Genomic DNA, 23,124 nt, shown 5'->3' with positions numbered 1-23,124 from the left:
AAGAGGCCCCATGGACATGCGCTACACCCCCGAGCAGGCCGACCTCAAGCGCCGCGCCGCCGGCTACGCCCGCCTGCTGATGCGGTACGAGGACCAGTCCGAGCAGGCCGGCGGCCCCCTGCCGCAGGAGCTGGTCGCCGAGCTGACCCGGGCCGCCATGGACGCCGGCGTCTACGCCATCAACATGCCTGCCGAGTGGGGCGGCGCCGGCCTCAGTCTCCTCGACCAGGTCATCGTCGAGGAGGAATTCGGCAAGGTCACCAACTGTCTGTGGGACATCCCCTGGCGGCCCGCCAACGTCCTCGCGTACGGCGACGAACGCCAGCGCGAGAAGTACCTGCTGCCCGTGCTCCGCGCCGAGAGGTTCGACGCGTTCGCCGTGACCGAGCCGGGCGCCGGCTCGGACCCCTCCTCGGGCACCTCCACGGCCACCCGCACCGACGGCGGCTGGCTGCTGAGCGGCGAGAAGTGGTTCGTCACCTGCGGCGACATCGCCGACTTCCTGCTGGTGCAGGCGGACGCCGGCCCCGAGCGGCTGCCCACCCTCTTCTTCGTGGACAAGGCCGCCCCCGGAGTCGAGATGACGCGGCTGCCGCACTTCATGCACTCCGCCGTCAACGGGCACCCCGAGTTCACCTTCACCGACGTCTTCGTGGCCGACGAGGACGTGCTCGGCGGTGTCGGCAGCGGCTACGAACTGACCAAGGAATGGTTCACGGACGAACGCCTGATGATCGCCGCCCGCACGGTCGGTGCCGCCCCCGATCGCGTCGTACCAGCTGATCCAGGGGATGCTCGCGGACTGCGCCGTGGACATCGCGGTCAACCGCGCCTACACCCACCAGGTCGCCTGGGAGGCGGACCAGCCGGGCACCGACCGCAAGACGCTGCACGCCAAGGCCTCCACCGCCAAGCTCGCCGCCAGCGAGGCCGCCGGCCGGGTCGCGGACCGCTGCCTGCAGATCTTCGGCGGTCGCGGCTATGACCGCACCTACCCCGTCGAGCGCATGTACCGCGAGCTGCGCGTCGACCGGATCTGGGAGGGCACCTCCGAGATCCAGCGCTTGATCATCGCCAACGAGCTGATCAAGCGCGGCACGCGCGCCCTGGCCCTGCCCACGCACTGAATCCGCCCCCTTCCCAGCAAAGCGAGGACCCACCTCCATGGACTTCCGTCTCACCCCGCGCCAGGCACAGCTCAAGGCCGACGCCCGCGCCCTCACCGACGTCATCGCCGCCTACGAGATCGAGTGCGAGGAGAACAACGGCCTGGCCGCCGACGCTCACGCCAAGATCCGCGACGCCGTCCTCGACGCCGGACTCCAGGCCGTCAACATGCCGGCCGAATGGGGCGGCGCCGGACTCACCATCGCCGAGCAGGTCACCGTGCAGGAGGAACTCGGACGGCTCACCGGTGCCCTGTGGGACATGGTGTGGCGGCCCGCCAACGCACTGCGCTTGTGCACCCCTGAACAGCGCGAGCGCTTCCTCGCCCCGGTGATCAGGGGCGAACGGCGCGACTGCTACGCCGTCACCGAGCCGGGCGCGGGCTCCGACCCGCAGAACCTCGCCACCACCGCCACCAGGAACGACCGGGGCTGGGTGCTCAACGGCGAGAAGTGGTTCGTGACGGTCGGTGACCACGCCGACTTCATGATCGTCCTGGCCGCGGCGGGACCGGACCGCGCGCCGACGCTGTTCCTCGTCGACAAGGACACCCCGGGCATCGAGATGACACGCGTGCCGCGCTTCATGCACACCTTCGTCTATGAGCACCCCGAGTTCACCTTCACCGACGTCCAGGTGGGCGAGGACGCCGTGCTCGGCGGCGTGGGCGAGGGCTACGACATCACCCGCTCCTGGTTCACCGAGGAGCGCCTGATGATCGCGGCACGCACCACCGGCGCCGCCGAACGCGCACTGGAACTGGCCCGTGACCCCGATCGCGTCGTACCAGCTGATCCAGGGGATGCTCGCGGACTGCGCCGTGGACATCGCGGTCAACCGCGCCTACACCCACCAGGTCGCCTGGGAGGCCGACCAGGCCCCGGCCGAGGACCGCAAGACGCTGCACGCCAAGGCCGCCATCGCCAAGCTCGCGGCGAGCGAGGCCTCCGGCCGGGTGATCGACCGGTGCCTGCAGATCCACGGCGGGCGGGGCTACGACCGTACGTACGCGGTCGAGCGCCTGTACCGGGAGCTGCGCGTGGACCGCATCTGGGAGGGCACCTCCGAGATCCAGCGGCTGATCATCGCCAACGAGCTGATCAAGCGCGGCGCGGGGGTCCTGGACCTGCCCACCGCCACCGCCTGACCCGACGCCGACACAACGACCGGTACAGATCGAAGGGAAGCTCGGATGACCGACATCGAACGCGTCGGAGTCGTCGGCTGCGGACTGATGGGTGCGGGCATCGCCGAGGTCTGTGCGCGGGCTGGCCTGCCGGTGACGGTGGTGGAACGCGACGCGGAGGCGGCCCGCACGGGCCGCCTGCGCATCGTGGGCTCACTCGACCGGGCCACCGCGCACGGCAGGCTCACCGAAGAGGGGCGTGAGGCCGCCGCCGCACTGGTCACCGTGGCCGACGATATCGAGGCACTCCACGACCGCGACCTCGTGATCGAGGCCGTGGCCGAGGACGAGCGCCTCAAGGTCGACGTCTTCACCCGCCTGGACTCCGTGGTCACCGGCGACAACGCCCTCCTCGCGACCAACACCTCCTCCATCCCGGTCATCCGGCTGGCCTCCGCGACGACCCGCCCCGAGCACGTCGTCGGCGTGCACTTCTTCAACCCCGTACCGGTACTGCGGCTGGTCGAACTCGTCCCCTCCCTGCTCACCTCGGCCGACACCGTGACCCGCGCCGAGACCTTCGTGACCGGCGCTCTCGGAAAGGAGGTCGTCCGCACCCGGGACAAGGCGGGATTCATCGTCAACGCGCTGCTCGTGCCGTATCTGCTGGCCGCCGTCCGGATGGTGGAGTCGGGCAGCGCGAGTGTCGAGGACGTCGACCGCGGCATGGTCCTCGGCTGCGCCCACCCGCTCGGACCGCTGGCCCTGGCGGACCTGATCGGCCTGGACACCACACGGGCCATCGCCGAGTCGCTGTACGCGGAGTTCCGCGAGCCGCAGTACTCACCGCCCCCGCTGCTGTCCCGGATGGTGGAGGCCGGACTGCTGGGGCGCAAATCCGGACGCGGCTTCCACATGTACGACGGACAGCCCCCGGCGAGGGAAAGGTGAGGGAAAATGGTCATGGCGTACGACCACCGAACGAGAGGAGCCGCGGGGTGTCCACCAAGATGCGCACGGCAGACACGCGCGAGCGCATCCTGACCGCCGCGTGCGAGGCCATCGCCGAGATCGGCTTCGAGAAGATCCGGATGCGCATGGTCGCCGAGCGGGCGGGCGTGTCGACGGCGCTTCTGCACTACCACTTCGACACGCGCGAGAAGCTGTTCACCGAGGCGATGACGCACTCCTTCGCCAACACCGCCACGGACGTGGAACGCGACGCGGGGACGGCACCGGCCGCCGTCATCCTGGCCCGCATCGTGCGCAACCTGCTGCCGACCGATCCCGAACTGCACCAGGACTGGCGGCTCTGGCAGGAACTGTGGGTCCGGGCGCTGCGCGACGAGGCCACCCGGACCTTTGCCGTGGACCTGTACGCGCAGCTGCACACCTGGGTGGCCGAGGCGGTACGGCGCGGCATCGCGTCCGGCGAGTTCACGCCGACCGACGTGGACGACCTCTGCACGCTCGTCCTGTCCCTGAGCGACGGCTACGGCATCCGCCTCATGCTCCGCGACCCGACCGTCACCCTGGACAGCGCGCTCGCCTCCATCTGGCGCCATGTGTCCGCCGCACTGGGCCTGCCGGAATCGGTGCCGGTGGAGTGAATTGCCCGAGCGGACGGGGCCAGTGAGGGGTCTGGTCAGAGGAAGCTGACGCCCTGGGCGAGGGCGAGTTCACTAGCGTAGTTGATCGTGTTCGTGGCCGACCGCATATAGGACTTCCACGCGTCGGAGCCGGACTCGCGGCCTCCTCCCGTGTCCTTCTCGCCACCGAAGGCGCCGCCGATCTCCGCTCCCGAGGTGCCGATGTTGACGTTGGCGATGCCGCAGTCGGATCCGGCGGCGGACAGGAAGATCTCGGCCTCCTGCTGGTCGCGGGTGAAGATGCTGGACGAAAGGCCCTGGGGGACGTCGTTGTGCAGGGCGATGGCCTCGTCGAGGGTGTCGTAGGTGAGGACGTAGAGGATCGGGGCGAAGGTCTCCTCCCGTACGACGTCGGTCTGTTCGCCGACGCGGACGAGGGCGGGCTCGGTGTAGGCCGCCGCGGGTGCCGCTTCCGCCAGGCGCCGGTTTCCACCGGCCAGGATCTTGCCGCCCTGGGCCTGGACGCGGGACAGGGCGTGGTGCATGGCGTCGAGCGCCGGGGCGGAGATGAGCGGGCCGACCAGCGTGGTGTCGTCGAAGGGATTGCCGATGGGGAGCTTGGTGTAGGCGGCGGTGAGGCGTTCGAGGAGTGCGTCGGCGATGTCGCGGTGGACGATGAGGCGGCGCAGTGTCGTGCAGCGCTGACCCGCCGTGCCCGCGGCCGCGAAGACGACGCCCTGGATCGCGAGGTCCAGATCGGCGGACGGGGTGACGATGGCGGCGTTGTTGCCGCCGAGTTCCAGCAGGCTGCGGCCGAAGCGGGCGGCGACCCGGGGTCCGACCTCGCGGCCCATGCGGGTGGAGCCGGTGGCGCTGACGAGGGCGACGTGGGGGTCGTCGACGAGTTTCTCGCCGACGGCGCGGTCACCGAGCAGCAGGCGGTGGACGTCGCGGGGTGCGCCGACCTCCTCGGCGGCGCGGGCGAGCAAGTGGTCGCAGGCCAGGGAGATCAACGGCGTGAGTTCCGAGGGCTTCCAGATCACGGTGTCGCCACAGACGAGTGCGATGGCGGTGTTCCAGGACCACACCGCGGCGGGGAAGTTGAAGGCGGAGATGACACCGACCACGCCCAGGGGGTGCCAGGTCTCGGCCAGGCGGTGGCCGGGGCGTTCGGAGGCGATCGTGCGGCCGTAGAGCTGGCGGGACAGGCCCAGGGCGAAATCGCAGATGTCGATCATCTCCTGGATCTCGCCGAGCGCCTCGGACCCGATCTTGCCGGCCTCGACGGTGACGAGGTCCGCCAGCTCGCTCTTGTGCGCACGCAGCAGCTCGCCCAGCTGGCGGACGAGTTCACCGCGGCGCGGCGCGGGCGTGGTGCGCCAGGTCAGGAAGGCCGTACGGGTGGCCTCGACGGCCGCTTCGACGTCGGCCTCGGTGGCGGCCGGCAGGCCGAAGAGGTGCTCGCCGGTGATGGGGGTGCGGGCATGGAGGTCGCCGCCTTCCATGACGGTGACGCCGATGCCCTCGAGGCAGGCCCGGGCGCGGGCGCGCAGCTCGACGGTGGTGGGCAGCGTGGTGCTGGGCATGGTCTCTCCTTTGAGGATACGAGGGGTCAGCGGAGTGTGCCGGTGAGGCCGAGGTCGCGGGCGACCTGCGCCAGGGAGCGGTCCTGCTGCTGCTCGTAGAGTGCGTAGGGATCCAGAACGTCGCGGCCGATGGCACCGGAGAGCCAGGCGGCGTCGTAGGCGGTGCCTTCCTTGTCGTTGTCGCGGGTGCCCTCGCCGCTGAGGTTGGACTGGAAGATGCCGGCGGCGGAGCGGGGCAGGAAGTCCTCGTAGACGATCGGCTCGGCGCGCACCCAGCCCTGCCGCACCAACGCGCCGATGGTGGTGGGCGGTTCGGTGCCGTCGCGGGGCCGTTCGTCGGCGGGCCGGTAGGTGAAGTAGGCCAGTCCGCCGGCGGCGAGTCCGGCTTCGCTGCCCGGCATGTGCCGCTCCCACAGGGTGCGGGCGATGTCGGCGCGGGCCCCGGTGGGATTCCGGGACGCCTGCTCGTCGACGGCGCCGAGGAGTTCGTCGTACAGGGCGCGGCCCTCGTGGGTGAGGGCGATGCCGCGCGCCTCGACCTCGCCGAAGCGCACGCGCAGGGCGCCGCTCTCGACGCTGCCGTCCGCGAGGCGCATCGCACGAGGTTCGGCCAGCGCCCGGAACGACGTCTGGCGCAGCAGGACGTCGGGGCCCTTCCAGGCCGGCGGGCCCTGGATGGTGTCGATCATCTCGATGCCGCGGTCCGTCATCCGCCGGTACAGCTCGTCGATGTCGAGGACGCGCGGGGTGAGGTGGTTGACGTGGGTACTGCGTACGCCGCCGATGTCCGCGGCCACGGCGGAGATCCGCTCCAGGGTCTCGTACCACGACCTGTCGACCGGCTCGCCGGACAACTCGAAGGCGGCGACGGCGAGTTGGAGGAAACTCTCGGCTTCCTCCCGTGGCAGCTCGCGCTCGACCGCCGCGCGGTCGGCCAGCGCGAGCAGCTCGGGCGGGAACAGCTCGCGGGTCGCGAGGAAGGCTTCCAGGCGCATGCGCAGGCCGGCGTCGAAGAAGCGGGGGTCGGCCGGGGTGAGCAGGGAGGTGAACACCCGGAAGGGGTTGCGGGCCAGTTCTTCACCGTCGACCGGCCGGAAGGCGGTGGACACGACGGGTACGGCGCTGGCGGCTGCCTCACGCAGGTCGTAGAAGCCGACCGGGTGCATGCCGAGGGCGCCGAAGACGCGGGCCACCTGGGCCAGTTCGCGGGGTGTGCCGACGCGGATCGCGCCGTGCCGCTCGGCGGTCACCCGGCTGATGGAGCCGAGGCGTTCGGCGTCGGCTCCCCGCGTGCGCAGGACGTCGTCGTTGACCTCGCGCGCGACATCCACGAGCGTGGTGTAGGCGGGGACCTCGTGCCCGTACATCTTTGACAACCGTGCCGCGAACGCCGCGCGCAGCTGCCACTGACTGATCGTCGACATGTTTGCGGGCCTTTCGATCGAGGGTCAGACCACGTGCGCCTCGGGCCGGATCCCGGCACCGTGGCGGAACCGGTCGGCGCTGAGCGGGGAGATGTCGGTGAACGGCTCGCGCTCCAGGTACAGGTCGCGCACGACTTCGCCGACCGCCGGTGCCTGGAGGAAGCCATGACCAGAAAACCCGGCGGCGTAAAGGAAGTTGGCCAGATCCGGGGACCGCCCGATGAGCGCGTTGTGGTCCGGTGTGACCTCGTACAGCCCCGCCCAGCCCCTGGTCGTCCTCATGTCGGCCAGGGCCGGCGCGCGATGGCGGGCGATGTCGCGGAACATCTCCAGCCACTCCGGAGTCCAGGTGGTGTCGAAGCCCTCCTCCTGGTCGGGGTCCGCCAGCCCGAAGAGCAGCCCGTCGTCGCTGTTGTGGAAGTAGGCGGTCGAGGAGAAGTCGATCGTGAAGGGGATGCGCGGGGCGGACGGCACGAGCGGCTCGGTGAACGCCAGTTGGCGTCTGACCGGACGGACGGGGAGGTTGACGCCGACCATGTCGCCGATGCTCGCCGACCAGGCTCCTGCCGTACAGATGACGGTGGAGCAGCCGATGCGGCCATGGCTGGTGTGCACGCCGGTGACGCGGTCCCCGGCCACGTCGATGCCGCACACCTCGGTGTGTGCCGCGATGGTGACACCCGCCCGGGCTGCGGCCAGCGCGTAGCCCTGGACGACGAGTGCGGGGCGGGCATGCCCGTCGGTGGGTGAGTAGGCGGCGGCCAGGAGACCGTCGGTGCTGATGTAGGGGCACAGGCGCCGGGCTTCAGCTGGGGTGATCATGCGGCTCGGCACACCGAGGTCGTTCTGCAGTTTGACGCTGACCTCGAAGTCCTTCGTCTGCCGTGCGCTGTCGAGAAGGAACAGATAGCCGACGGTGTCGAGCTTGATGTCGGCTCCGGGGCGCCGGGGGAAGTCCTCGTAGGCACGCAGACTTCGGCTGCCCAGCTCGATGTTGAGCGGATCGGAGAACTGGGCGCGTACGCCGCCGATCGGCTTGCCCGAGCTGCCGCGGCCGAGGTCGCCGCGGTCGATGACGACGATGTTCCGCACCCCGGACTCGGCGAGATGGAACGCGGTGCTCGCACCCATCACGCCTCCGCCGATGATCACCACATCGGCGCAGGCCGGAACGGTGCGGAAGGCGGAGGAGGACAACAGACCACTCCCTTCCAGAAGCCATCCCCGTCGCGACCGGACGGGTCCGGTCGCACAGAGGACGGGCTGTCAGTACGGAGGATGCCGATCAGCTATCTGTGCGTCATCGTGCAGCAATCAAAACGTTGACGTCTACCATCGGTTAATGCTTCTGATCTTTTAGTATCTCTAAATGGACTGGACGAGTGCGCAGCTGCGTTCGCTGGTGGAACTGACCCGGCGTGGCACCATCACCGGTGTCGCGGAAGCCCTGGGATACACGCCCGGCGGGGTCTCGCAGCAGATCGCCGCACTGGAGAAGGCCACCGGAATGCAACTGCTGCGACGGGTGGGACGCCGGGTGGAGCTCACCGACGCCGGGGCGACACTGGCCCTGCACGCCGAGCGCATCCTCACCACGGAGGCCGAGGCCGTGGAGGCGCTGGAGCGCACGCGCAACGAGATCAGCGGGACACTGCGGGTCGGGCTGTTCGCCACGGCCGCGGCCGAGATCCTCCCACCCGCGCTGCGCCGGATAGGCGAGCGACATCCGGGCGTGACCGTACGCAGCCGGGACATGGATGTGGACGAGGTGTACGACGCGGTCGCCGGGGGAAGCGTGGACCTGGCACTGGGCCTGGACTACCCGGACGTGCCCATCCCACGGGACCCGTCCCTGAGGGTGACGGAGCTGTCCAGGGAGCGCTTCGCGCTCGCGGTTCCCACCGGCACCATGCCGGGCCGCCAGTCGGTCTCGCTCGCCCACACCAGGGAACTGGGCTGGATCATGCCGTGCGTCGGCAGCTACTACGGCCGCGCCGTGCTCACCGCCTGCCGCAGAGTGGGTTTCGAACCGCAGGTGCTGCACGAGGTGACGGACACGGCCGCCACCCTGGCCCTGGTCGAGGCCGGAGTCGGGGTCAGCGTGGTGACGGATCTGATGCTCCGGCTGCGCCCGTCCAGCCTCGATGTCCTGGAGCTGGACGAGTCGATGGAGCGCCACATCGTGGTGGTGTGCCGTTCCTTCGCCGAGCACCGGCCGACGATCGCCGCCATGGTCGACGTTCTGCGGGCCTCCGCGGTTCGGCGCCGGCCGAGCCCGGCCCAGGCGTGAGCGGCAGGCTGGAGGCGTCTGCCGTCCCGGAACGCCGGTGGTGCCCCGGGGTCCGTCGAGCACCCACGCCTTGGACGACGACCTGGCGGTGCGCGACGAGCCCGAGTCGCGGGCGCAGTGTACGCCGGTACGGTAACCGTGACGGGATCAAGCCGGGTGTGTGTCCCGCGCCGGATGCACATACGGCTCCGCCACCGGCATCTCCCCACGCAGCGTACGAAGCGCCGTGCCGAGCAACGGGTTGCCGTTGCCCCGGCGGTGCAGGGCCATCACCCGGCGAAAGGCCGAGGGTTGCGTGAGCCGGGTGGCCTGCACCGAGTCTCTGGGCGAATGGCCGAGCCCCGGCACGATCGCCACGCCGAGCCCAGCGGACACCAACTCGCGTACGACGTCGTAGTTGTTGCTGCGAAAGGCCACCTCGGGCTCGAACCCGGCAGCCGCGCACAGCCTGGTGAGGGAGAGGGCGCCGGCCGTCCCCTCCCTGCTGGTGATCCAGCGGGCTCGCGACAGCCCGGCCAGGCGAGCACACGGGCCGCCGTCGCGGGCCCTGAGCAGCACGAGGTCCTCCCGCACGAGCTGATGGCGGACCAGACCGTCCGGCCACTGACGGGGGACGAGCCCGTACTCGTACACCAGCGCCACGTCCAGATCCCCGTCGTTCAGTGCGGCTACCAGTTCGTCCGGCTCGCCCTCCTCCAGCTGGATCTGCGCCCGCGGCTGGGTCGCGGTCAGCGCCGACAGGGCCGGCGGCACGAGCCGGACGACGGCGGTCGGGAAGCTGCCCAGCCTCAGCCGGCCGGTGGCACCAGTGGCGAGCTGCTGCACCTGGTGACCCAGGTCGTCGAGGGCGGCCAGCACCGGGATGCTGAGGTCGACCAGTTGTCGGGCCGCGGCGGTCGCCCGGACGCCGTGCGCCTCCCGCTCGAACAGCACCAAACCGGTCTGCCTCTCCAGCGCCGAGATCTGCTGCGAGATGGCGGAGGCGGTGTAGCCGAGCTCGCCGGCCGCGATGACGAACGAGCCGGTGCGCACGACGGCCCGCAACGTGAGCAGGTGCTGCGGCTTGAGCAACGCATCCCTCCGGCCGGACTCCAGGTTCGATTCAGCATAAGCAGTGCTTGCCCTGAAGCGACGCTTCTGTCGTGCTGCTGACCCTTGTGAACTGCCTTCACAGGCAAGGATCGTGGCGGTCACGAGGTTCGTGATCGGTGAGCCACAAGGAGCGATCGCAGTGACGGCGACAGCGCGGGGCCCGCAACGTTCCGACGCGGCGGCCGTGCCCGTAACGCTCACGCGAGGAGAGCGTGGTGAGACGTACGGCGACGCCGGGTGCCGCGCCCCGTACTCGGCCGACGCCTCCGGTTGCCGTCGCATCCAGTCGGCCGGAACCGGGCTGTACCGCGGCATGAGAACCACCGATCCGCCCGAGCCGCGTGCCGGTGCGCTCGCCCGGTGCACCCGCAGCCACGCCGAACTCCTCGTCCACCACACCCCGGGCCGGCAGCCTCCTCACCTCGTCGCCCGCTCCGTCAGAGAGCCCCACTGCCACCCACGGCCACCAGCGGCATAGCCGTTCGCAGTGGCCGAGTTCGAAGCCGAAGTCTCCCGCCAGGCCGCAGCGGCCGGAATCCAGCACGCGGTCGCAGGGGTGCGCTGTGGCCCGTGGTCTGTCCACGCAGCTCTGATCCACCGGCCCTTTTCACCAGCAGACAAGGAACCCGCATGACTGACGCACTCTCCCTCGTCGACGACTGGGGACCCGAGAAGATCGTCGTCGTCTCCCACCGGCGCACCGGTATGAAGGGCGTCCTGGTCATCGACAACACCGCCCGCGGCGCCGGCAAGGGCGGCACGCGGATGGGCCCCAACGTCTCCGTCGGCGAGATCGCCCGCCTGGCGCGTGTCATGACATGGAAGTGGGCCGGCGTGGACCTCTTCTACGGCGGCGCGAAGGCCGGCATCGTCGCCGACCCGGCCGGCCCCGACAAGGAGGCGATCCTGCGTGCCTTCGCCCGCGCCCTGTCCAACGAGGTGCCACGCGAATACGTCATGGGCCTCGACATGGGGCTCACCGAGGACGACGGTGCCGTCATCCAGGACGAACTGGGCGACCGCGGCGCGGCCGTCGGTACCCCCGCCCACCTCGGCGGAGTCGCCTACGACGAACTCGGCGTCACAGGATTCGGCGTCGCCGAAGTCGCCGACGCCGCCGCCGAGCACCTCAAGCTGCCGCTCAAGGGCGCCAGGGTCGCCATCCAGGGGTTCGGCGCGGTCGGCCACGCCGCCGGCGCGAGGTTCGCCGAACTCGGCGCCACCGTCGTCGCTGTGTCCACCGTCAAGGGAGCCCTCCACGACCCCAGCGGACTGGACGTGCCCGCCCTGCAGGCCGCGAGGAAGGAGCACGGCGACGACTTCGTCACCCGCCACCACCAGGGGTTCGCCGTGCCCTCCGGCGAGGAACTCACCGTCGAGTGCGACATCCTGGTCCCGGCGGCTCTGCAGGACGTCATCGACGACGCGACCGCACGCCGGATCAAGGCGAAACTGGTGGTGGAAGGCGCCAACCTGCCCACCTCTCCGTCGGCCCAGTCCATCCTCGCCGAACGAGGCATCGCCGTCGTGCCCGACTTCGTGGCCAACGCCGGCGGTGTCGTCGCCGCGGCCTTCGCCATGGACGCCCGCTACTCCGGGTTCCGCACCGAGACCTCCGCCATCTTCGAGACGATCGCCCACCGACTGCGCGCCAACGCCGTCAACGTGCTCGAAGAAGCCCAACGTCATGCCACCACCCCGCACATCGCCGGGCGCCGTATCGCCGAGGAACGCGTCCGTGCCGCCATGCGCAGCAAGGGCCGCATCAGACCCTGATCCGACCGGCCTCACGTGAACACGCGGAGGGAGAGCTGGGGAGCGAGCAGGGGGGAAGGCGACCCGTTCCACAGCACAGAACTCGTGGCGTGCACGCTCGATGATGCGAAAGAGGGGCCGGCACCTCGGCGCACCGCCGGACGGCCTGACGTCGTCGGTGTTCAGTGCGCCGGCAGCCGGGCTCCGGTCGAGGTGCCGGCCCGTGGGCCGGACATCAACCGGCCCACGGCGTCGGCGCGGATGGGGCGGCCGTGCGGCTCACAGGCCGGCGCTCGCCGTCGGTGTCCGGCTGCGCCGCGCGCACGATGTGAGCGCCCCGCTCGGCAGGAACGCTCCGGGTCCTGACGGAGTGCGCGGGCGGGCACGCCGGTTGCGGTCGGCACGCCGGCGCAGGTGGCAAGGGGCTGGCCTTGAGGGCGGCCCCAGGGCCCAGAAGCGCGCCGAGTCCGGTCGAACGTGCACGGCCGGGCAGCAACCGCGGGTGATGTCACCCGGTTGGGGCCCTCGCGGACCAGGGCCCGGCCCGACATGCGACCTGGCTCATCACACGCGTTCAATTCCCTTGTCGGAACCTCCGACGACCAAGCACCCCGGGAGCACGGATGGACAAGTGGCTGGAACTGCCTGCCGGTTGAAGGGCCGGCGTGCAGCCGGCGGATGTTGTCACATGACGTCCGCCCCGGCGTTCAGGGGCCACGACACACGCCCGAAGGACGTCATCACGGGCGGGTTCATTCCACCACGCACATTGGCCGAAAAAGTTTCACAGGCCAATCGATCAATCGTAGCGGTTGGCACACGATAGCGATCGTGATAGCGTCAACTAGCGTTTGAGACAAAGGAGATCATCAGTCTCGGTGATCGATCCAGGGTCGTAACGCTTCTGGCCAGGGCCTATTCGAGCCCGCAGGCCGCGAACGCAGACACACGGTAAAACGCGAGCGGGGGACAGGTGAACATGAGCCGCCGAACTGCCTTCAACCCGTTGGCGCCCGTCAGCCATCCGGCTTCCATCATGTGTGGCAGCCGCTCATTGAGAAGCATCTGTCGATAAGCTCTTGCTGCGCTGATCTTCTTGATCGCGTCGGGAGTTGTTCTGTCGCGCCGGCCGAAGTCGGTGCTCCGCATGATCGCAGAATTCCGCCAGATGATCAGCCACGTCAGTGCTGGGAGTGTGTTAGCGCTGTGGGAAAATCTGCCACGAAGAGCAGTACACGCACCACGGAAAGCGAAACGACTTACTACCGCTGCCTGGGCATCGGGGTCGGCCCGGCGAATCTGAGCCTGGCGTCGCTGCTGCACGGTCGGCCAGAGGTCCCGAACCTCTTCCTGGATCAGAAGGGCCAGTTCGGATGGCACGACGGCCAGCAGATGCCCGGCGCATCGTTGCAGGTCTCGCTGCTGAAGGACCTCGTTCTCCTGTCCGATCCGACGAACCGCTTTTCCTTCCTGTCGTATCTGCACGATCAGGGAAAGATCTACCATTTCATCAACGCGCAGTACGACGCGGTGCCGCGGATGGAGTTCCGGAACTATCTGCAATGGGCCAGCCGCCGCAACCAGAACGTGGTATTCGGCGAGAAAGTTCTGGCCGTCGAGTTCGACGATTCCTTCGTCGTGCGCACCAGTCGACGTACGCTTCAGGCGGAGAACATAGTCGTCGGCATCGGAACCGTTCCCTGGGTTCCGGAAATGGCCCGGGGAAAGCTCGGCACGACTCAGTTCCACGTCGCCGACTTCACCGTTGAGACACAGCACCTGGCCGGGAAGCGAGTCGCGGTCGTCGGCGGTGGCCAGTCCGGTGCGGAGGCGTTCCTCGATCTTATCTCGCGGCCGCCCAGCGAGTTACCCAGGCGTGTGACGTGGATTTCCCGGCGGGGGAACTACTTCCCCATCGATGACTCCCCGTTCACCAACGAGTACTACGTTCCAAGCTATTCGGACTACTTCTTCGGACTGGACCGGGCGACCCGGGACACGCTGAACGAGAAGAATGTTCTGAGCAGCGACGGAATCTCCGAATCGACACTCAGGCAGATTTACCAGCGGTGCTACGAACACCGCTTCATCCATGGCGCCGAGGACCTTGTCGCACTGTTGCCGAACCGGGGCGTCACCGATGTCAGCGGCGACGAATCGGGCGGATGGTCCATCAGCATGGCTCACAACGACCGGCCCGAAGTCGCCGAGTACGTCGACGTGGACGCCATCGTCTGGGCCACCGGCTTCCGCCCGGCCCCGACCGACTTCCTTGAGCCGATCGCGGACCGCCTGGAACGCGAAGGCGACGAGTACCGCATCGACCGGGACTTCGCCGTCCGCTGGGACGGCCCCCAGAACCGCATGATCTTCATGCAGAACGCAGCCCGCGGGCAGCGCGGCCTGGCCGATCCCAATCTGAGTCTCACCGCCTGGCGCAGCCGGCGCATCTTCGACCGGATCGTGGGCATCGGCTCCGACGAACAACTGCCGTCCTTCGTGGAGTGGTCCGCCAAACCCCCCGCCGAGGAGTTGGGCGGACTGTGATGCCACGATGCGCCGACGTCGCCGTGGTCGGCGGCGGGGTCGTCGGCTGTCTGATCGCCCGGCACATCACGGAGCGCGCACCCGGCAGCTCCGTGGTGCTCCTCGACCGCGAGACCGTCGGCAGCGGCGCGAGCCGCCGCTCGGCCGGGCTGCACTGCCCGCGCGGTGCGACGGAGCGCGTACGGCGCATGGCCCGCTACAGCCAGGACTACTACGACGAACTCAAGGTCCGGCACCCGGCCCTGCCGATCCACCAGGTAGACCTGTCCGTGGTGGCCACGGAGACGAGTGAACCGGAACTGCGCGAGATCTACCTCGACAGCGCCCGGCTGACCCGGACCGACGACCTCCCCGACGGCCCACCGGGCATCCGCCGCCCGGCGAACTCCCAGGTCTTCACCTGCGAAGGCGCCCAGTACGCCGACGTGTACGCCCTCGTCCAGGCCCTGGCACACGAACTGCGCCACGTCGTGACGTTCCGCGAGGGCGTCGCCGTCGAGGCGGTCGACCCGGACGCCCACGACACGTTTGGCGGCGACGTCGTGGCCCTGCGGCTCAGCACCGGCGAGACATTGACGGCACGTCAGGTCGTGGTGGCCCCCGGCCCGTGGCTCGCCGCACCCGCCTGGCGGGAGCTGGTCGCGCCGCTCGGCGCCCGGATCAAGAAGATCATCGCCCTCCACATCGACCAGTCGCCGGCCGACGGTCACCGCACCATCGTCTTCCATGACGAGGACAGCTTCCTGCTGCCCCTGCGGGACCGGGGGCACTGGCTGTTCAGCTACACCTGCCAGGAATGGGACGTCGATCCCGCCGCGACAGCGGACGGGCTCTCCTACGACAACGCTGTCGAAGCGCGGGAGAGCCTGCGCCGGCACGCACCGGACCTCGCCGAACACGCCCCGTCGGGGCGGGTGTTCTGCGACGCGTACAGCGTCGGCGGGGAGCCGGAGGTACGCGCCCTCGACACCGCCGGGCGCGTCGTCTTCGCCGGCGCCGCGAACGGATCCGGTTACCGCCTCGCCCCGGCGATCGCCTCGGACGCCGTCGATCTGCTGCGCCTGCCGGATCCCCGGCCCCGCCCGGCACAGAACCGAAGGAGCCAGCCGTGAAGATCAGCACCTACACCGCAGCCGAGTTACAGAAGTCCTACGGGATCGACGTCACCTCCCTCGACACCGGTGCCGCGGCACGGCTGGGCGTCGCCGCCGCCTGGGTGAGCGTCGCACCCGGAGCACGGTCCGACGCCCATCAGCACGACGAGACCGAGACCTGGGTGATCGTCTCCGGCACCGGCCAACTGACCGTCGACGCCGAAAGCCGCCCGGTGCGGGCCGGCACGGTCGTGCAGTTCGAGCCCTTCGAGACACACACCGTCGAGAACCACGGCGACACCGACCTGCTGCTGCTCAGCCTCTACTGGCGGGACGCCGACCGAGCCGCACACGCGGCCGCCGACACCGCACACCGCCGCTTCGACACACGTCCGCTGTTCGTGTTCTCCTCGGCACCGACCCCCAACGGGGATCTCCATCTGGGCCATCTGTCCGGCCCGTTCTTCGGCGCCGACGTCTTCGTCCGCCACCAGCGCATGAAGGGCGCCGACGCCTGGCACATCACCGGCAGCGACGACTACCAGAACTACGTCGTCGCCGCCGCCCGCCGGGAGGAGCGCGAGCCGGCCGAGACCGCAGCCCACTACAGCGCGGAGATCCTCGCGACCCTGCGGCTCATGGACATCGATGTCCACCAGTACACGGCGACCAGCCGTGACGCCGCCTACCCTGACGCCCTTCGGAGGTTCTTCACCCGCCTCACCGACTCCGGCACGGTCGCCCCCCGCCCGGGCACGGCCCTCTTCGACGCCGTGACCGGTGAATACCTCTACGAGTCCGGCGTCACCGGTCGCTGCCCCAACTGCGCCAACGAGACCGGTGGAAACGTCTGCGAGGCCTGCCTGGAGCCCAACGTCTGCACCGACCTGACCGACCCACGCTCCGCGGTCTCCGACGCCGCGCCCCGCGAGGGCACCGTGACCCGCTACACCGTGCCGCTGCACCAGCTGGCCAAGGACATCGCCGCCCATCACCGCCTCGGCCGCATCCCGGCCCCGGTGAAGGAACTCGCCGAACGGCTCTCCCGCCGTGAGCACCTTGAGATCCCGCTCACCCACCCCGCCACCTGGGGCGTGAAGCCCGCCGGGTCGGAGGTCGAGGGCCAGGTCATCTGGTCATGGCTGGACTACGCCTTCAGCATCCTCTACGGCATCGAGGCGCTCGGCCGCGGCCTCGGCCGGTCCTGGAGGGCCGACGAGCCCGAACAGGACTGGAAGGTCGTCCACTTCCTGGGCTCGGACGGCAGCTTCTTCCACCCCATGTTCGTCCCGGCCCTCTACCGGCTCGCCCATCCGGACTGGACGCCGGACATCGACTACCACATCAACGAGTTCTACCTGCTCGACAACAGCAAGTTCTCCACCAGCCGCCGCCACGTCATCTCGGGCAAGGAGATCCTCAACCCCCGTTCGGTCGACTCCATCCGCTTCTACCTCGCGCTGACCCGCCCCGAAGGCCGCCGCACCAACTTCGAACTCGGCGCCTACACCGCGTACGTGCGGCAGACCCTCATCGGCACCTGGCAGGGCTGGCTGAACGGACTCGGCGACCGTCTCGAGAAGCGCTACGGCAACACCGCCCCGGACGCCGGCACATGGACCCCCGAGCACACGGCGTTCCTCGCCCGGCTGCAGACCCGGCTGGCGCAGGTGACCGGCAGTCTGGGCCAGGACGGGTTCTCCCTCAACCAGGCCGCCGAGGCACTGAACGGCATCGTCGAGGACGTCACGGTCTTCTCCCGGCGCCAGGCCCCGGCCGCGGACGTCGAGAGCTGCGCGGACGAGGCCCGTACCGCCGTCGCCCTCGAACTCGCCGCCGCACGCCTGCTCGCCACGTGCGCCGCCCCCGTCATGCCCAGGTTCGCGACCCGGCTGGCAGCCGCCCTCGGCGGACCCCCGCCGACCGAATGGCCCAGCACCGTCACCCTGGTGCCCGCCGGGAGCACCGTCGACCTGTCCCGGCAGGAGTTCTTCGCCGACCCGCGGGCCATGGCCGAGGACTCGCCGCTGCTGCCCTGGCTGAGCGACCTGGTGCGCGACACCCTGCGGCTACCGGCCGACGAGTCCGTACGGGACAGCTCGCTCGTGCAGATCGGCATGGAGTCCCTCCAGGCGATCGCGCTCCAGTACCGGATCACCGAGCAGCTCGGCGCCGACGTGCCGATCGAAGACCTGCTGGGTGACATGACGGTCGCCGAGTTGGCCGCCCGCGTCCTGGACGGCGCGGAACCCGAGGCCCTCGCCGCCCTCCAAGAGGTGACGTCATGAGCCACGTACAGGTGCTCCGCGAGATCGAGGCCCGCGGCCTCACCCTCACCGCGGCCGGCACCGATCTCCGTCTCAAGGGGCCGCGCGACCGCATGGACGCCGCACTCCTCGGCCGGATCAGGGAACACAAGGCGGAATTGATCGCCCACCTCGACATGGCCGCGGGCTTCCCGCTGACCGGCCTGCAACAGAGCTATCTCGTCGGCCGCGGCGAGCACGTCGAGATCGGCAACGTGGCCAGCCACGTCTACCACGAGATCGAGGGCGCCTGGGACCTCGACCGGCTCGAGAGTGCGCTGCGCACGGTCGTCATCCGGCACGAGGCGCTGCGCACCCGCTTCACCGCCGACGGCCGGCAAGTGCGGGAGGACGCGGTCGAGGTGCGCATCGGGCGCATCGACCTGCGTGGCGCACCGGAGGAGGAGCAGCGGGAACGCCGGCTCGCCCTGCGCGAGGAGCGTTCGCATCGCGTCCTGCCCGCCGACCGGGCCCCGCTGCTGGCCGCGGACGTCACGATCCTGGCCGACGACCGTATGGTCCTGCACGTCGACCACGACGGACTGATCATGGACGCCACCAGCATGTTCCTGTTCTTCCGGGACTGGTGGTCCGCCTATGCCGACGACGCGGCTCCCCGGAGCGCCGGCGAGGACGAGGAGGCCTCGTTCGAAGCGTACGTGGCAGCGCTGGAGGCCGCGCGAACACGGGCCCCCGCCCGGCGCGCCCGTGCCCACTGGCTGGAGCGGCTGGACGACCTCGCCCCCTGCCCCGGTCTGCCGCTGCGGACCAGCCCGTCGTCGATCACCGAGCCCCGGTTCACCGCGCGCTTCGCCCGTCTGGCCGAGGCGCAGTGGTCGGCGCTCAAGACCCGTGCCGCCGAGGACGGTCTGACGCCGTCCGCGCTGCTGTTCGCGGTCTACGCCGACACGCTCGCCGCCTGGGGCGCCGGTTCGCGCTTCACCGTCAACACCACGGTGGCCAACCGTCCTCCCATCCACCCCCGCATCTTCGAAGCGGTCGGGAACTTCTGCGAGACCATGCTCGTGGAGATCGACGTCGATCGCGGCACCCGCTTCGCCGACCGGGCTCGCGCCCTCCAGGCGCGCCTGCGCAAAGAGCTGGACAACCGGCACTTCACCGGCATCGAGGTGATGCGTGAGCTCGCCCAGCGCGGGGGCGACGCCGGCCAGGTCCGGATGCCGTACACCTTCAACAGCTCGCTCGGCTATGTGCACGCCGGCCTCGACGGCTCGACGCTGGAACTGTTCGGCCCCGAGGTGCACACCTCCAGCCAGACGCCGCAGGTCTGGCTCGACGTCTCCGCGTTCGAGCAGCACGGCGGGGTGGTCGTACAGTTCGACAGTGTCGACGAGCTGTTCCCCGAGGGACTGGTAGAGGACCTCGTCGCGGGCTACCAGCGGCTCCTCGAAGCCCTGTTGACGGTCGAGGCATGGCAGGCGACCACGTTCGACCTGCTCCCCGAGGAGCAGCGGCGACGGCGGCGGGCCGCCAACGACACGGCCACCCCGCTGCCCGCGCCCGGCGCGCTGACCGACTCGTTCCTCGACCAGGTCGATCGCACTCCGGACGCCCCGGCGGTCATCAGCGGCAGCACGACCCTGAGCTACGCGGAGCTGTACGGGCACGCCGCGCACGCCGCCGCCTGGCTGCGCGCACGGCACGCGGCCCCAGACGAGCTGGTCGGCCTGGTCATGCACAGAGGGCCCGAGCAGATCATCGGCATCGTCGCCACCCTGCTGGCCGGCGCCGCCTACCTGCCGGTCGACGCCGCGCTTCCCGCCGAGCGGCGCGCGTACATGCTGGCCGACGGCCGGGTACGCCATGTTCTGACCAACACCGACGACCACCACGACACCGACGGCGCTCACGGCGTCCACGTCCTCGACGCGACACGCCCCCTGCCGCCCGGCCCCCCGCCCGAGCCACGCCCGGTCCCCGGAGCGGATGACGACGACCATCTCGCCTACGTCCTCTACACCTCGGGGACGACGGGCTCGCCGAAGGGCGTCATGGTCAGCCGCGGGAGCGTCGCCAACGTCGTCGCGGACTGCACCACCCGCTTCCATGTCGGGCCCACGGACCGGCTGTTCGGCGTCAGCGCCTTCAACTTCGACCTGTCCGTCTACGACGTCTTCGGCGCCCTGAGCACCGGAGCGGCCCTCGTCCTGCCGGACACGGACAAGGCCGCCGACCCCGCGCACTGGCTGCACCGGTGTGCGGAGGCCGGCGTGACCGTCTGGAACTCCGTGCCCGCCATCGTCTCGCTCCTGCACGAGCAGGCCGTGGCCGAGGGACCCGAAGGGGCCGAATCGCTGGCCTCGCTGCGGCTGGTGATGATGAGCGGGGACCGCATCCCCCCGGCGCTGCCGGCCGCACTGCGCGGGCTCAGGCCCGACCTGGAGGTCATCTCGCTCGGGGGCCCGACGGAGACCACCATCTGGAACATCCTGCACCCCGTCCGCAAGGACGAGGACGGCTCGCGCAGCATCCCGTACGGCAGGCCCAACGCGAACAACCGGGCCTATGTGCTCGACGAGTTCGGCTGCGACGTGCCCGACTGGGTGAGCGGTGAGATCTGGGCCGCCGGGGCCGGTCTCGCCCGGGGCTACTGGGGCGACGAGGCCCGCACCGCGGAACGGTTCGTCCACGACCCGGAGCGCGGCGAACGGCTGTACCGGACCGGTGACCTGGGGCGCTATCTGCCCGACGGCGACATCGACATCCTCGGCCGGAGCGACTTCCAGATCAAGGTGAACGGCTACCGCATCGAGGCCGGGGAAGTGGAGACCCGGCTGACGGCCCTGGACGGCGTGGCACGAGCGGTCGTCGTACGGCAGGACGGGGAACACGGCAGCCGGCTCGCCGCCCATCTGATCCCGACCGGGCAGGAGCGCCCCGGCGTCGAGTGGATCCGTGAGGAACTGCGGCGGCATCTGCCGTACTACATGGTGCCCGCGGCCGTCCACTGGCACGACAGCCTTCCGCTGACCAGGAACGGCAAGGTCGACCGGGCCCGGCTGGTGGAGTCGGCCGAGGGCGGTGAGCCGTCCGCCGCGGGGGTCGCCGCGCCCGACACGGAGCTGGAACGCCAGGTGGCCGCCGTGTGGGCCAAGGTACTGCGGATCGCGGAGACGGACCTCGACGTCACGCGCAGCCTCTACGACCTGGGCGGCGACTCGTTGGCGGCCGCCCGCATCCTCACCGGTGTCCGCAAGGCGTTCGGTCTCACCATCACACTGGACCGGCTGCCGGAGGCCGACACCGTGCGGGCCATGGCGAGCCTCGTCGGAGCCTCCCTCACCGCGCGGGAGGAGAGCACGACATGACCGGATCCTCGGTGATCAATGACATCGTGGCCCGGCCGCCCGCGGCCGGACACCGGATCTCCTTCTTCCGGCTCGGCGGAATCGAGACCCTGGACCTCGTCGAGCTCTACGAGCGGGCCGGACGGCTCGCCGTCGCGCTGCGTGACCTCGGCGTCGCCCGCGGGCACAGGATCGGCATCCTCGCAGGGAACTGCCTCGAGTGGGTGGTGCTCGACCTCGCCGCCCTGCGCCTGGGCGCGATGACCGTCGGGTTCGACCCGGTGAAGTTCGCCTCGGCCGACGCCGCCGCCCTTGTGGACCGCTACCGGCTCCGACTGCTGTTCACCGACCGCGCGGCCGACGCCGCACGGGACACACCGCACGTCCGGGCGCTCGGCGACGCCATGCGCATGGCGTCCGAGCAGGCGGCGGGGCCGCTGCCGTCTCCGGTCGTCTACACGCCCGAGGACGCGACGTCGCTCAAGCTCACCTCCGGCAGTACGGGCGAGCCGAAGACGATGACGGCGAGCGTCGGGAGCATCGACAGCGACCTCCTGGCCGTCCAGGACATGTTCGCGCACGGACCGGACGACAACGTCTTCGTCTTTCTTCCGCTGTCGGTGCTTCAGCAGCGCTACTGGACGTACTCCGCGCTCCGGTTCGGGCATGATGTCACGATCTGCACCTACGAGGCCGCCTTCCCCGCCCTCCGGCAGATCCGGCCGACGGTGGTGATGGGTGTGCCGGGCTTCTTCGAAAGCGCGCGCAAGCACATCCAGGCACAGGCGGGCGGCCCCGGCAGCGGGGAGGACGGGGAACGGGCCGCCGCGCGGCGGCTGTTCGGGGACCGTATCCGCTATCTGTGGACCGGTTCGGCCCCGGCGAGCGGCGGCACGCTGGAGTTCTTCACCCGTCTCGGGATGCCGGTCTTCGAGGGCTACGGGCTCAACGAGACCTGTATCGTCGCCAAGAACCATCCCGGCGCCCACCGCGCGGGCAGCGTCGGACGGGTCCTGCCCGGCAAGCAGGTCCTGCTCGACGTCGACGGGGTGATCCACGTACGCGCCGACCACCCGGTATGCCCGGGCTACGAGCAGGCGCCGCCGGGCGTGTCGGAACGCGTCTTCGGCGCCGACGGGACCGTGCGGACCAATGACATCGGCCACCTGGACGAGGACGGCTACCTTTACATCCACGGTCGCGCCGACGACGTCATCGTGCTGGACAACGGCCGGAAGATCGCCGTCCGGCCGATCGAGGAGTACATGAGGACGCATCCGGCCATCGAGGAGTGCGTGCTGTTCTGCCCCGACCAGGCGCGCCTTGTCGCGGTGGTCTCACCGGCGGGCGGGCAGGCAGGGGCGGACCGGGACCAGGGCATCGCCGAGCAACTCGCCCGCACGAACGCGGCGTTCGGCGCGGACGAGCAGATTCACCGGGTCGTGGTGGCGCGCGGCCGGTTCACTGTGGCGAACGGTCTGCTCACCTCGCAGCTCAAACCCAGACGCGGACGGATCCTCGACACCTACCGATCCGCCATCCACGACACCCGGGGAAGCATCCATGCAGTCTGAGACCCAATCCATGATCGAGAACGTGGCCAGGAAGAACCTCGCCCGGGTCCTCGAGTCCGATGTCGCACCCGGCGACCTCGACCTCGACACGGACCTCGCCGGCGACTACGGGCTCACGTCCCTGAACAAGGTCGTGTTCCTGATGTCGGCCTGCGACGAGGCCGGGGTGAGCCTGGCTAGCTTCACCGAGCCCGATGTCGCGGGGATGACCACGTTGCGCGAAGTGACCGAGGCGCTGACGCGCCATGCAGGAGAGGTGGCCTGAC

Annotated in this window: 17 protein-coding genes and 2 pseudogenes; 14 read left to right on the top strand and 5 right to left on the bottom strand. The window is 70.2% G+C overall.

What is annotated here, in order from left to right:
* Positions 1 to 10: 10 nt before the first annotated feature.
* The 6 genes and pseudogenes from ADK64_RS47410 to ADK64_RS18045 form a co-directional block, all read left to right on the top strand.
* Positions 11 to 589 (top strand): annotated as a pseudogene (locus tag ADK64_RS47410) (acyl-CoA dehydrogenase family protein); the annotation flags it as partial.
* A 202-nt stretch (positions 590 to 791) separates the two neighbouring features.
* Entirely contained in the window at positions 792 to 1,127 is a 336-nt protein-coding gene (locus ADK64_RS47405; RefSeq protein WP_234384618.1) for an acyl-CoA dehydrogenase family protein, read from the top strand.
* Positions 1,128 to 1,164: 37 nt separating this feature from the next.
* Positions 1,165 to 1,737 (top strand): annotated as a pseudogene (locus ADK64_RS47400) (acyl-CoA dehydrogenase family protein); the annotation flags it as partial.
* Between the two features lie 196 nt (positions 1,738 to 1,933).
* On the top strand, positions 1,934 to 2,314 hold the full coding sequence (locus tag ADK64_RS47395) for an acyl-CoA dehydrogenase family protein (RefSeq protein ID WP_234384617.1): 381 nt from the start codon (positions 1,934 to 1,936) through the stop codon (positions 2,312 to 2,314).
* A gap of 45 nt (positions 2,315 to 2,359) precedes the next feature.
* Entirely contained in the window at positions 2,360 to 3,244 is an 885-nt protein-coding gene (locus tag ADK64_RS18050) for a 3-hydroxybutyryl-CoA dehydrogenase (protein ID WP_053660156.1), read from the top strand.
* A gap of 47 nt (positions 3,245 to 3,291) precedes the next feature.
* Positions 3,292 to 3,903 (top strand): TetR/AcrR family transcriptional regulator, encoded by a 612-nt coding sequence (locus tag ADK64_RS18045; RefSeq protein WP_053660154.1) that lies wholly within the window; start codon positions 3,292 to 3,294, stop codon positions 3,901 to 3,903.
* A 35-nt stretch (positions 3,904 to 3,938) separates the two neighbouring features.
* Here ADK64_RS18045 and ADK64_RS18040 read toward each other — a convergent pair whose 3' ends face one another.
* From ADK64_RS18040 to ADK64_RS18030, 3 genes are read right to left on the bottom strand one after another with little or no spacing between them, the layout of a single operon-like run.
* On the bottom strand, positions 3,939 to 5,468 hold the full coding sequence (locus ADK64_RS18040) for an aldehyde dehydrogenase family protein (RefSeq protein WP_053660153.1): 1,530 nt from the start codon (positions 5,466 to 5,468) through the stop codon (positions 3,939 to 3,941).
* Between the two features lie 26 nt (positions 5,469 to 5,494).
* Complete coding sequence (locus ADK64_RS18035; RefSeq protein WP_053660151.1) at positions 5,495 to 6,892, bottom strand: VOC family protein; 1,398 nt, start codon at positions 6,890 to 6,892, stop codon at positions 5,495 to 5,497.
* Between the two features lie 24 nt (positions 6,893 to 6,916).
* A complete protein-coding gene (locus tag ADK64_RS18030) occupies positions 6,917 to 8,089 on the bottom strand; it encodes an NAD(P)/FAD-dependent oxidoreductase (RefSeq protein ID WP_053660149.1) in 1,173 nt (390 codons plus the stop codon).
* Between the two features lie 172 nt (positions 8,090 to 8,261).
* Here ADK64_RS18030 and ADK64_RS18025 point away from each other — a divergent pair, with 172 nt between their 5' ends.
* Positions 8,262 to 9,182, top strand: a complete 921-nt coding sequence (locus ADK64_RS18025; protein ID WP_053660147.1) for a LysR family transcriptional regulator — start codon at positions 8,262 to 8,264, stop codon at positions 9,180 to 9,182.
* Positions 9,183 to 9,329: 147 nt separating this feature from the next.
* Here ADK64_RS18025 and ADK64_RS18020 read toward each other — a convergent pair whose 3' ends face one another.
* Complete coding sequence (locus tag ADK64_RS18020) at positions 9,330 to 10,253, bottom strand: LysR family transcriptional regulator (protein WP_053660145.1); 924 nt, start codon at positions 10,251 to 10,253, stop codon at positions 9,330 to 9,332.
* A gap of 651 nt (positions 10,254 to 10,904) precedes the next feature.
* On the opposite strand from ADK64_RS18020, the gene ADK64_RS18015 reads away from it, so the two are divergent.
* Entirely contained in the window at positions 10,905 to 12,050 is a 1,146-nt protein-coding gene (locus ADK64_RS18015) for a Glu/Leu/Phe/Val family dehydrogenase (RefSeq protein WP_053660144.1), read from the top strand.
* A gap of 894 nt (positions 12,051 to 12,944) precedes the next feature.
* Here the strand turns inward: ADK64_RS18015 and ADK64_RS45970 are convergent.
* Positions 12,945 to 13,178: a hypothetical protein gene (locus ADK64_RS45970; RefSeq protein WP_159046288.1), complete on the bottom strand. Its 234-nt coding sequence runs from the start codon at positions 13,176 to 13,178 to the stop codon at positions 12,945 to 12,947.
* A 57-nt stretch (positions 13,179 to 13,235) separates the two neighbouring features.
* Here ADK64_RS45970 and ADK64_RS18010 point away from each other — a divergent pair, with 57 nt between their 5' ends.
* Genes ADK64_RS18010 through ADK64_RS17985 form a run of 6 tightly spaced genes read left to right on the top strand, consistent with a single transcriptional unit; the run spans position 13,236 to position 23,123 of the window.
* Positions 13,236 to 14,576 (top strand): lysine N(6)-hydroxylase/L-ornithine N(5)-oxygenase family protein, encoded by a 1,341-nt coding sequence (locus ADK64_RS18010; RefSeq protein ID WP_053660142.1) that lies wholly within the window; start codon positions 13,236 to 13,238, stop codon positions 14,574 to 14,576.
* Positions 14,576 to 15,688, top strand: coding sequence for an NAD(P)/FAD-dependent oxidoreductase (locus ADK64_RS18005; protein ID WP_053660141.1), 1,113 nt, complete (start codon positions 14,576 to 14,578; stop codon positions 15,686 to 15,688). The genes ADK64_RS18010 and ADK64_RS18005 overlap by 1 nt, the downstream gene beginning before the upstream one ends.
* On the top strand, positions 15,685 to 17,958 hold the full coding sequence (locus ADK64_RS18000) for a class I tRNA ligase family protein (RefSeq protein ID WP_053660139.1): 2,274 nt from the start codon (positions 15,685 to 15,687) through the stop codon (positions 17,956 to 17,958). Before ADK64_RS18005 ends, ADK64_RS18000 begins: the two co-directional genes overlap by 4 nt.
* Positions 17,955 to 21,305, top strand: a complete 3,351-nt coding sequence (locus ADK64_RS17995) for a non-ribosomal peptide synthetase (protein ID WP_053660137.1) — start codon at positions 17,955 to 17,957, stop codon at positions 21,303 to 21,305. The genes ADK64_RS18000 and ADK64_RS17995 overlap by 4 nt, the downstream gene beginning before the upstream one ends.
* Positions 21,302 to 22,858, top strand: a complete 1,557-nt coding sequence (locus tag ADK64_RS17990; RefSeq protein ID WP_053660135.1) for an AMP-binding protein — start codon at positions 21,302 to 21,304, stop codon at positions 22,856 to 22,858. The genes ADK64_RS17995 and ADK64_RS17990 overlap by 4 nt, the downstream gene beginning before the upstream one ends.
* On the top strand, positions 22,848 to 23,123 hold the full coding sequence (locus ADK64_RS17985) for a hypothetical protein (protein ID WP_053660133.1): 276 nt from the start codon (positions 22,848 to 22,850) through the stop codon (positions 23,121 to 23,123). The genes ADK64_RS17990 and ADK64_RS17985 overlap by 11 nt, the downstream gene beginning before the upstream one ends.
* The last annotated feature ends 1 nt before the right edge of the window (position 23,124 follow it).

It is taken from the genome of Streptomyces sp. MMG1121 (assembly GCF_001280015.1).
Taxonomy (GTDB): domain Bacteria; phylum Actinomycetota; class Actinomycetes; order Streptomycetales; family Streptomycetaceae; genus Streptomyces.
This window is presented reverse-complemented; position numbering and strand designations above follow the sequence as displayed.

Bases quoted from the DNA above. Each gene is read 5' to 3' on its own strand.
- ADK64_RS18005 (WP_053660141.1), top strand. From the start codon at position 14,576: ATGCCACGATGCGCCGACGTCGCCGTGGTCGGCGGCGGGGTCGTCGGC.
- ADK64_RS18050 (WP_053660156.1), top strand. From the start codon at position 2,360: ATGACCGACATCGAACGCGTCGGAGTCGTCGGCTGCGGACTGATGGGT.
- ADK64_RS18025 (WP_053660147.1), top strand. From the start codon at position 8,262: ATGGACTGGACGAGTGCGCAGCTGCGTTCGCTGGTGGAACTGACCCGG.
- ADK64_RS18015 (WP_053660144.1), top strand. From the start codon at position 10,905: ATGACTGACGCACTCTCCCTCGTCGACGACTGGGGACCCGAGAAGATC.
- ADK64_RS47405 (WP_234384618.1), top strand. From the start codon at position 792: ATGCTCGCGGACTGCGCCGTGGACATCGCGGTCAACCGCGCCTACACC.
- ADK64_RS17995 (WP_053660137.1), top strand. From the start codon at position 17,955: ATGAGCCACGTACAGGTGCTCCGCGAGATCGAGGCCCGCGGCCTCACC.
- ADK64_RS45970 (WP_159046288.1), bottom strand. From the start codon at position 13,178: ATGCGGAGCACCGACTTCGGCCGGCGCGACAGAACAACTCCCGACGCG.
- ADK64_RS17990 (WP_053660135.1), top strand. From the start codon at position 21,302: ATGACCGGATCCTCGGTGATCAATGACATCGTGGCCCGGCCGCCCGCG.
- ADK64_RS17985 (WP_053660133.1), top strand. From the start codon at position 22,848: ATGCAGTCTGAGACCCAATCCATGATCGAGAACGTGGCCAGGAAGAAC.
- ADK64_RS18035 (WP_053660151.1), bottom strand. From the start codon at position 6,892: ATGTCGACGATCAGTCAGTGGCAGCTGCGCGCGGCGTTCGCGGCACGG.
- ADK64_RS18040 (WP_053660153.1), bottom strand. From the start codon at position 5,468: ATGCCCAGCACCACGCTGCCCACCACCGTCGAGCTGCGCGCCCGCGCC.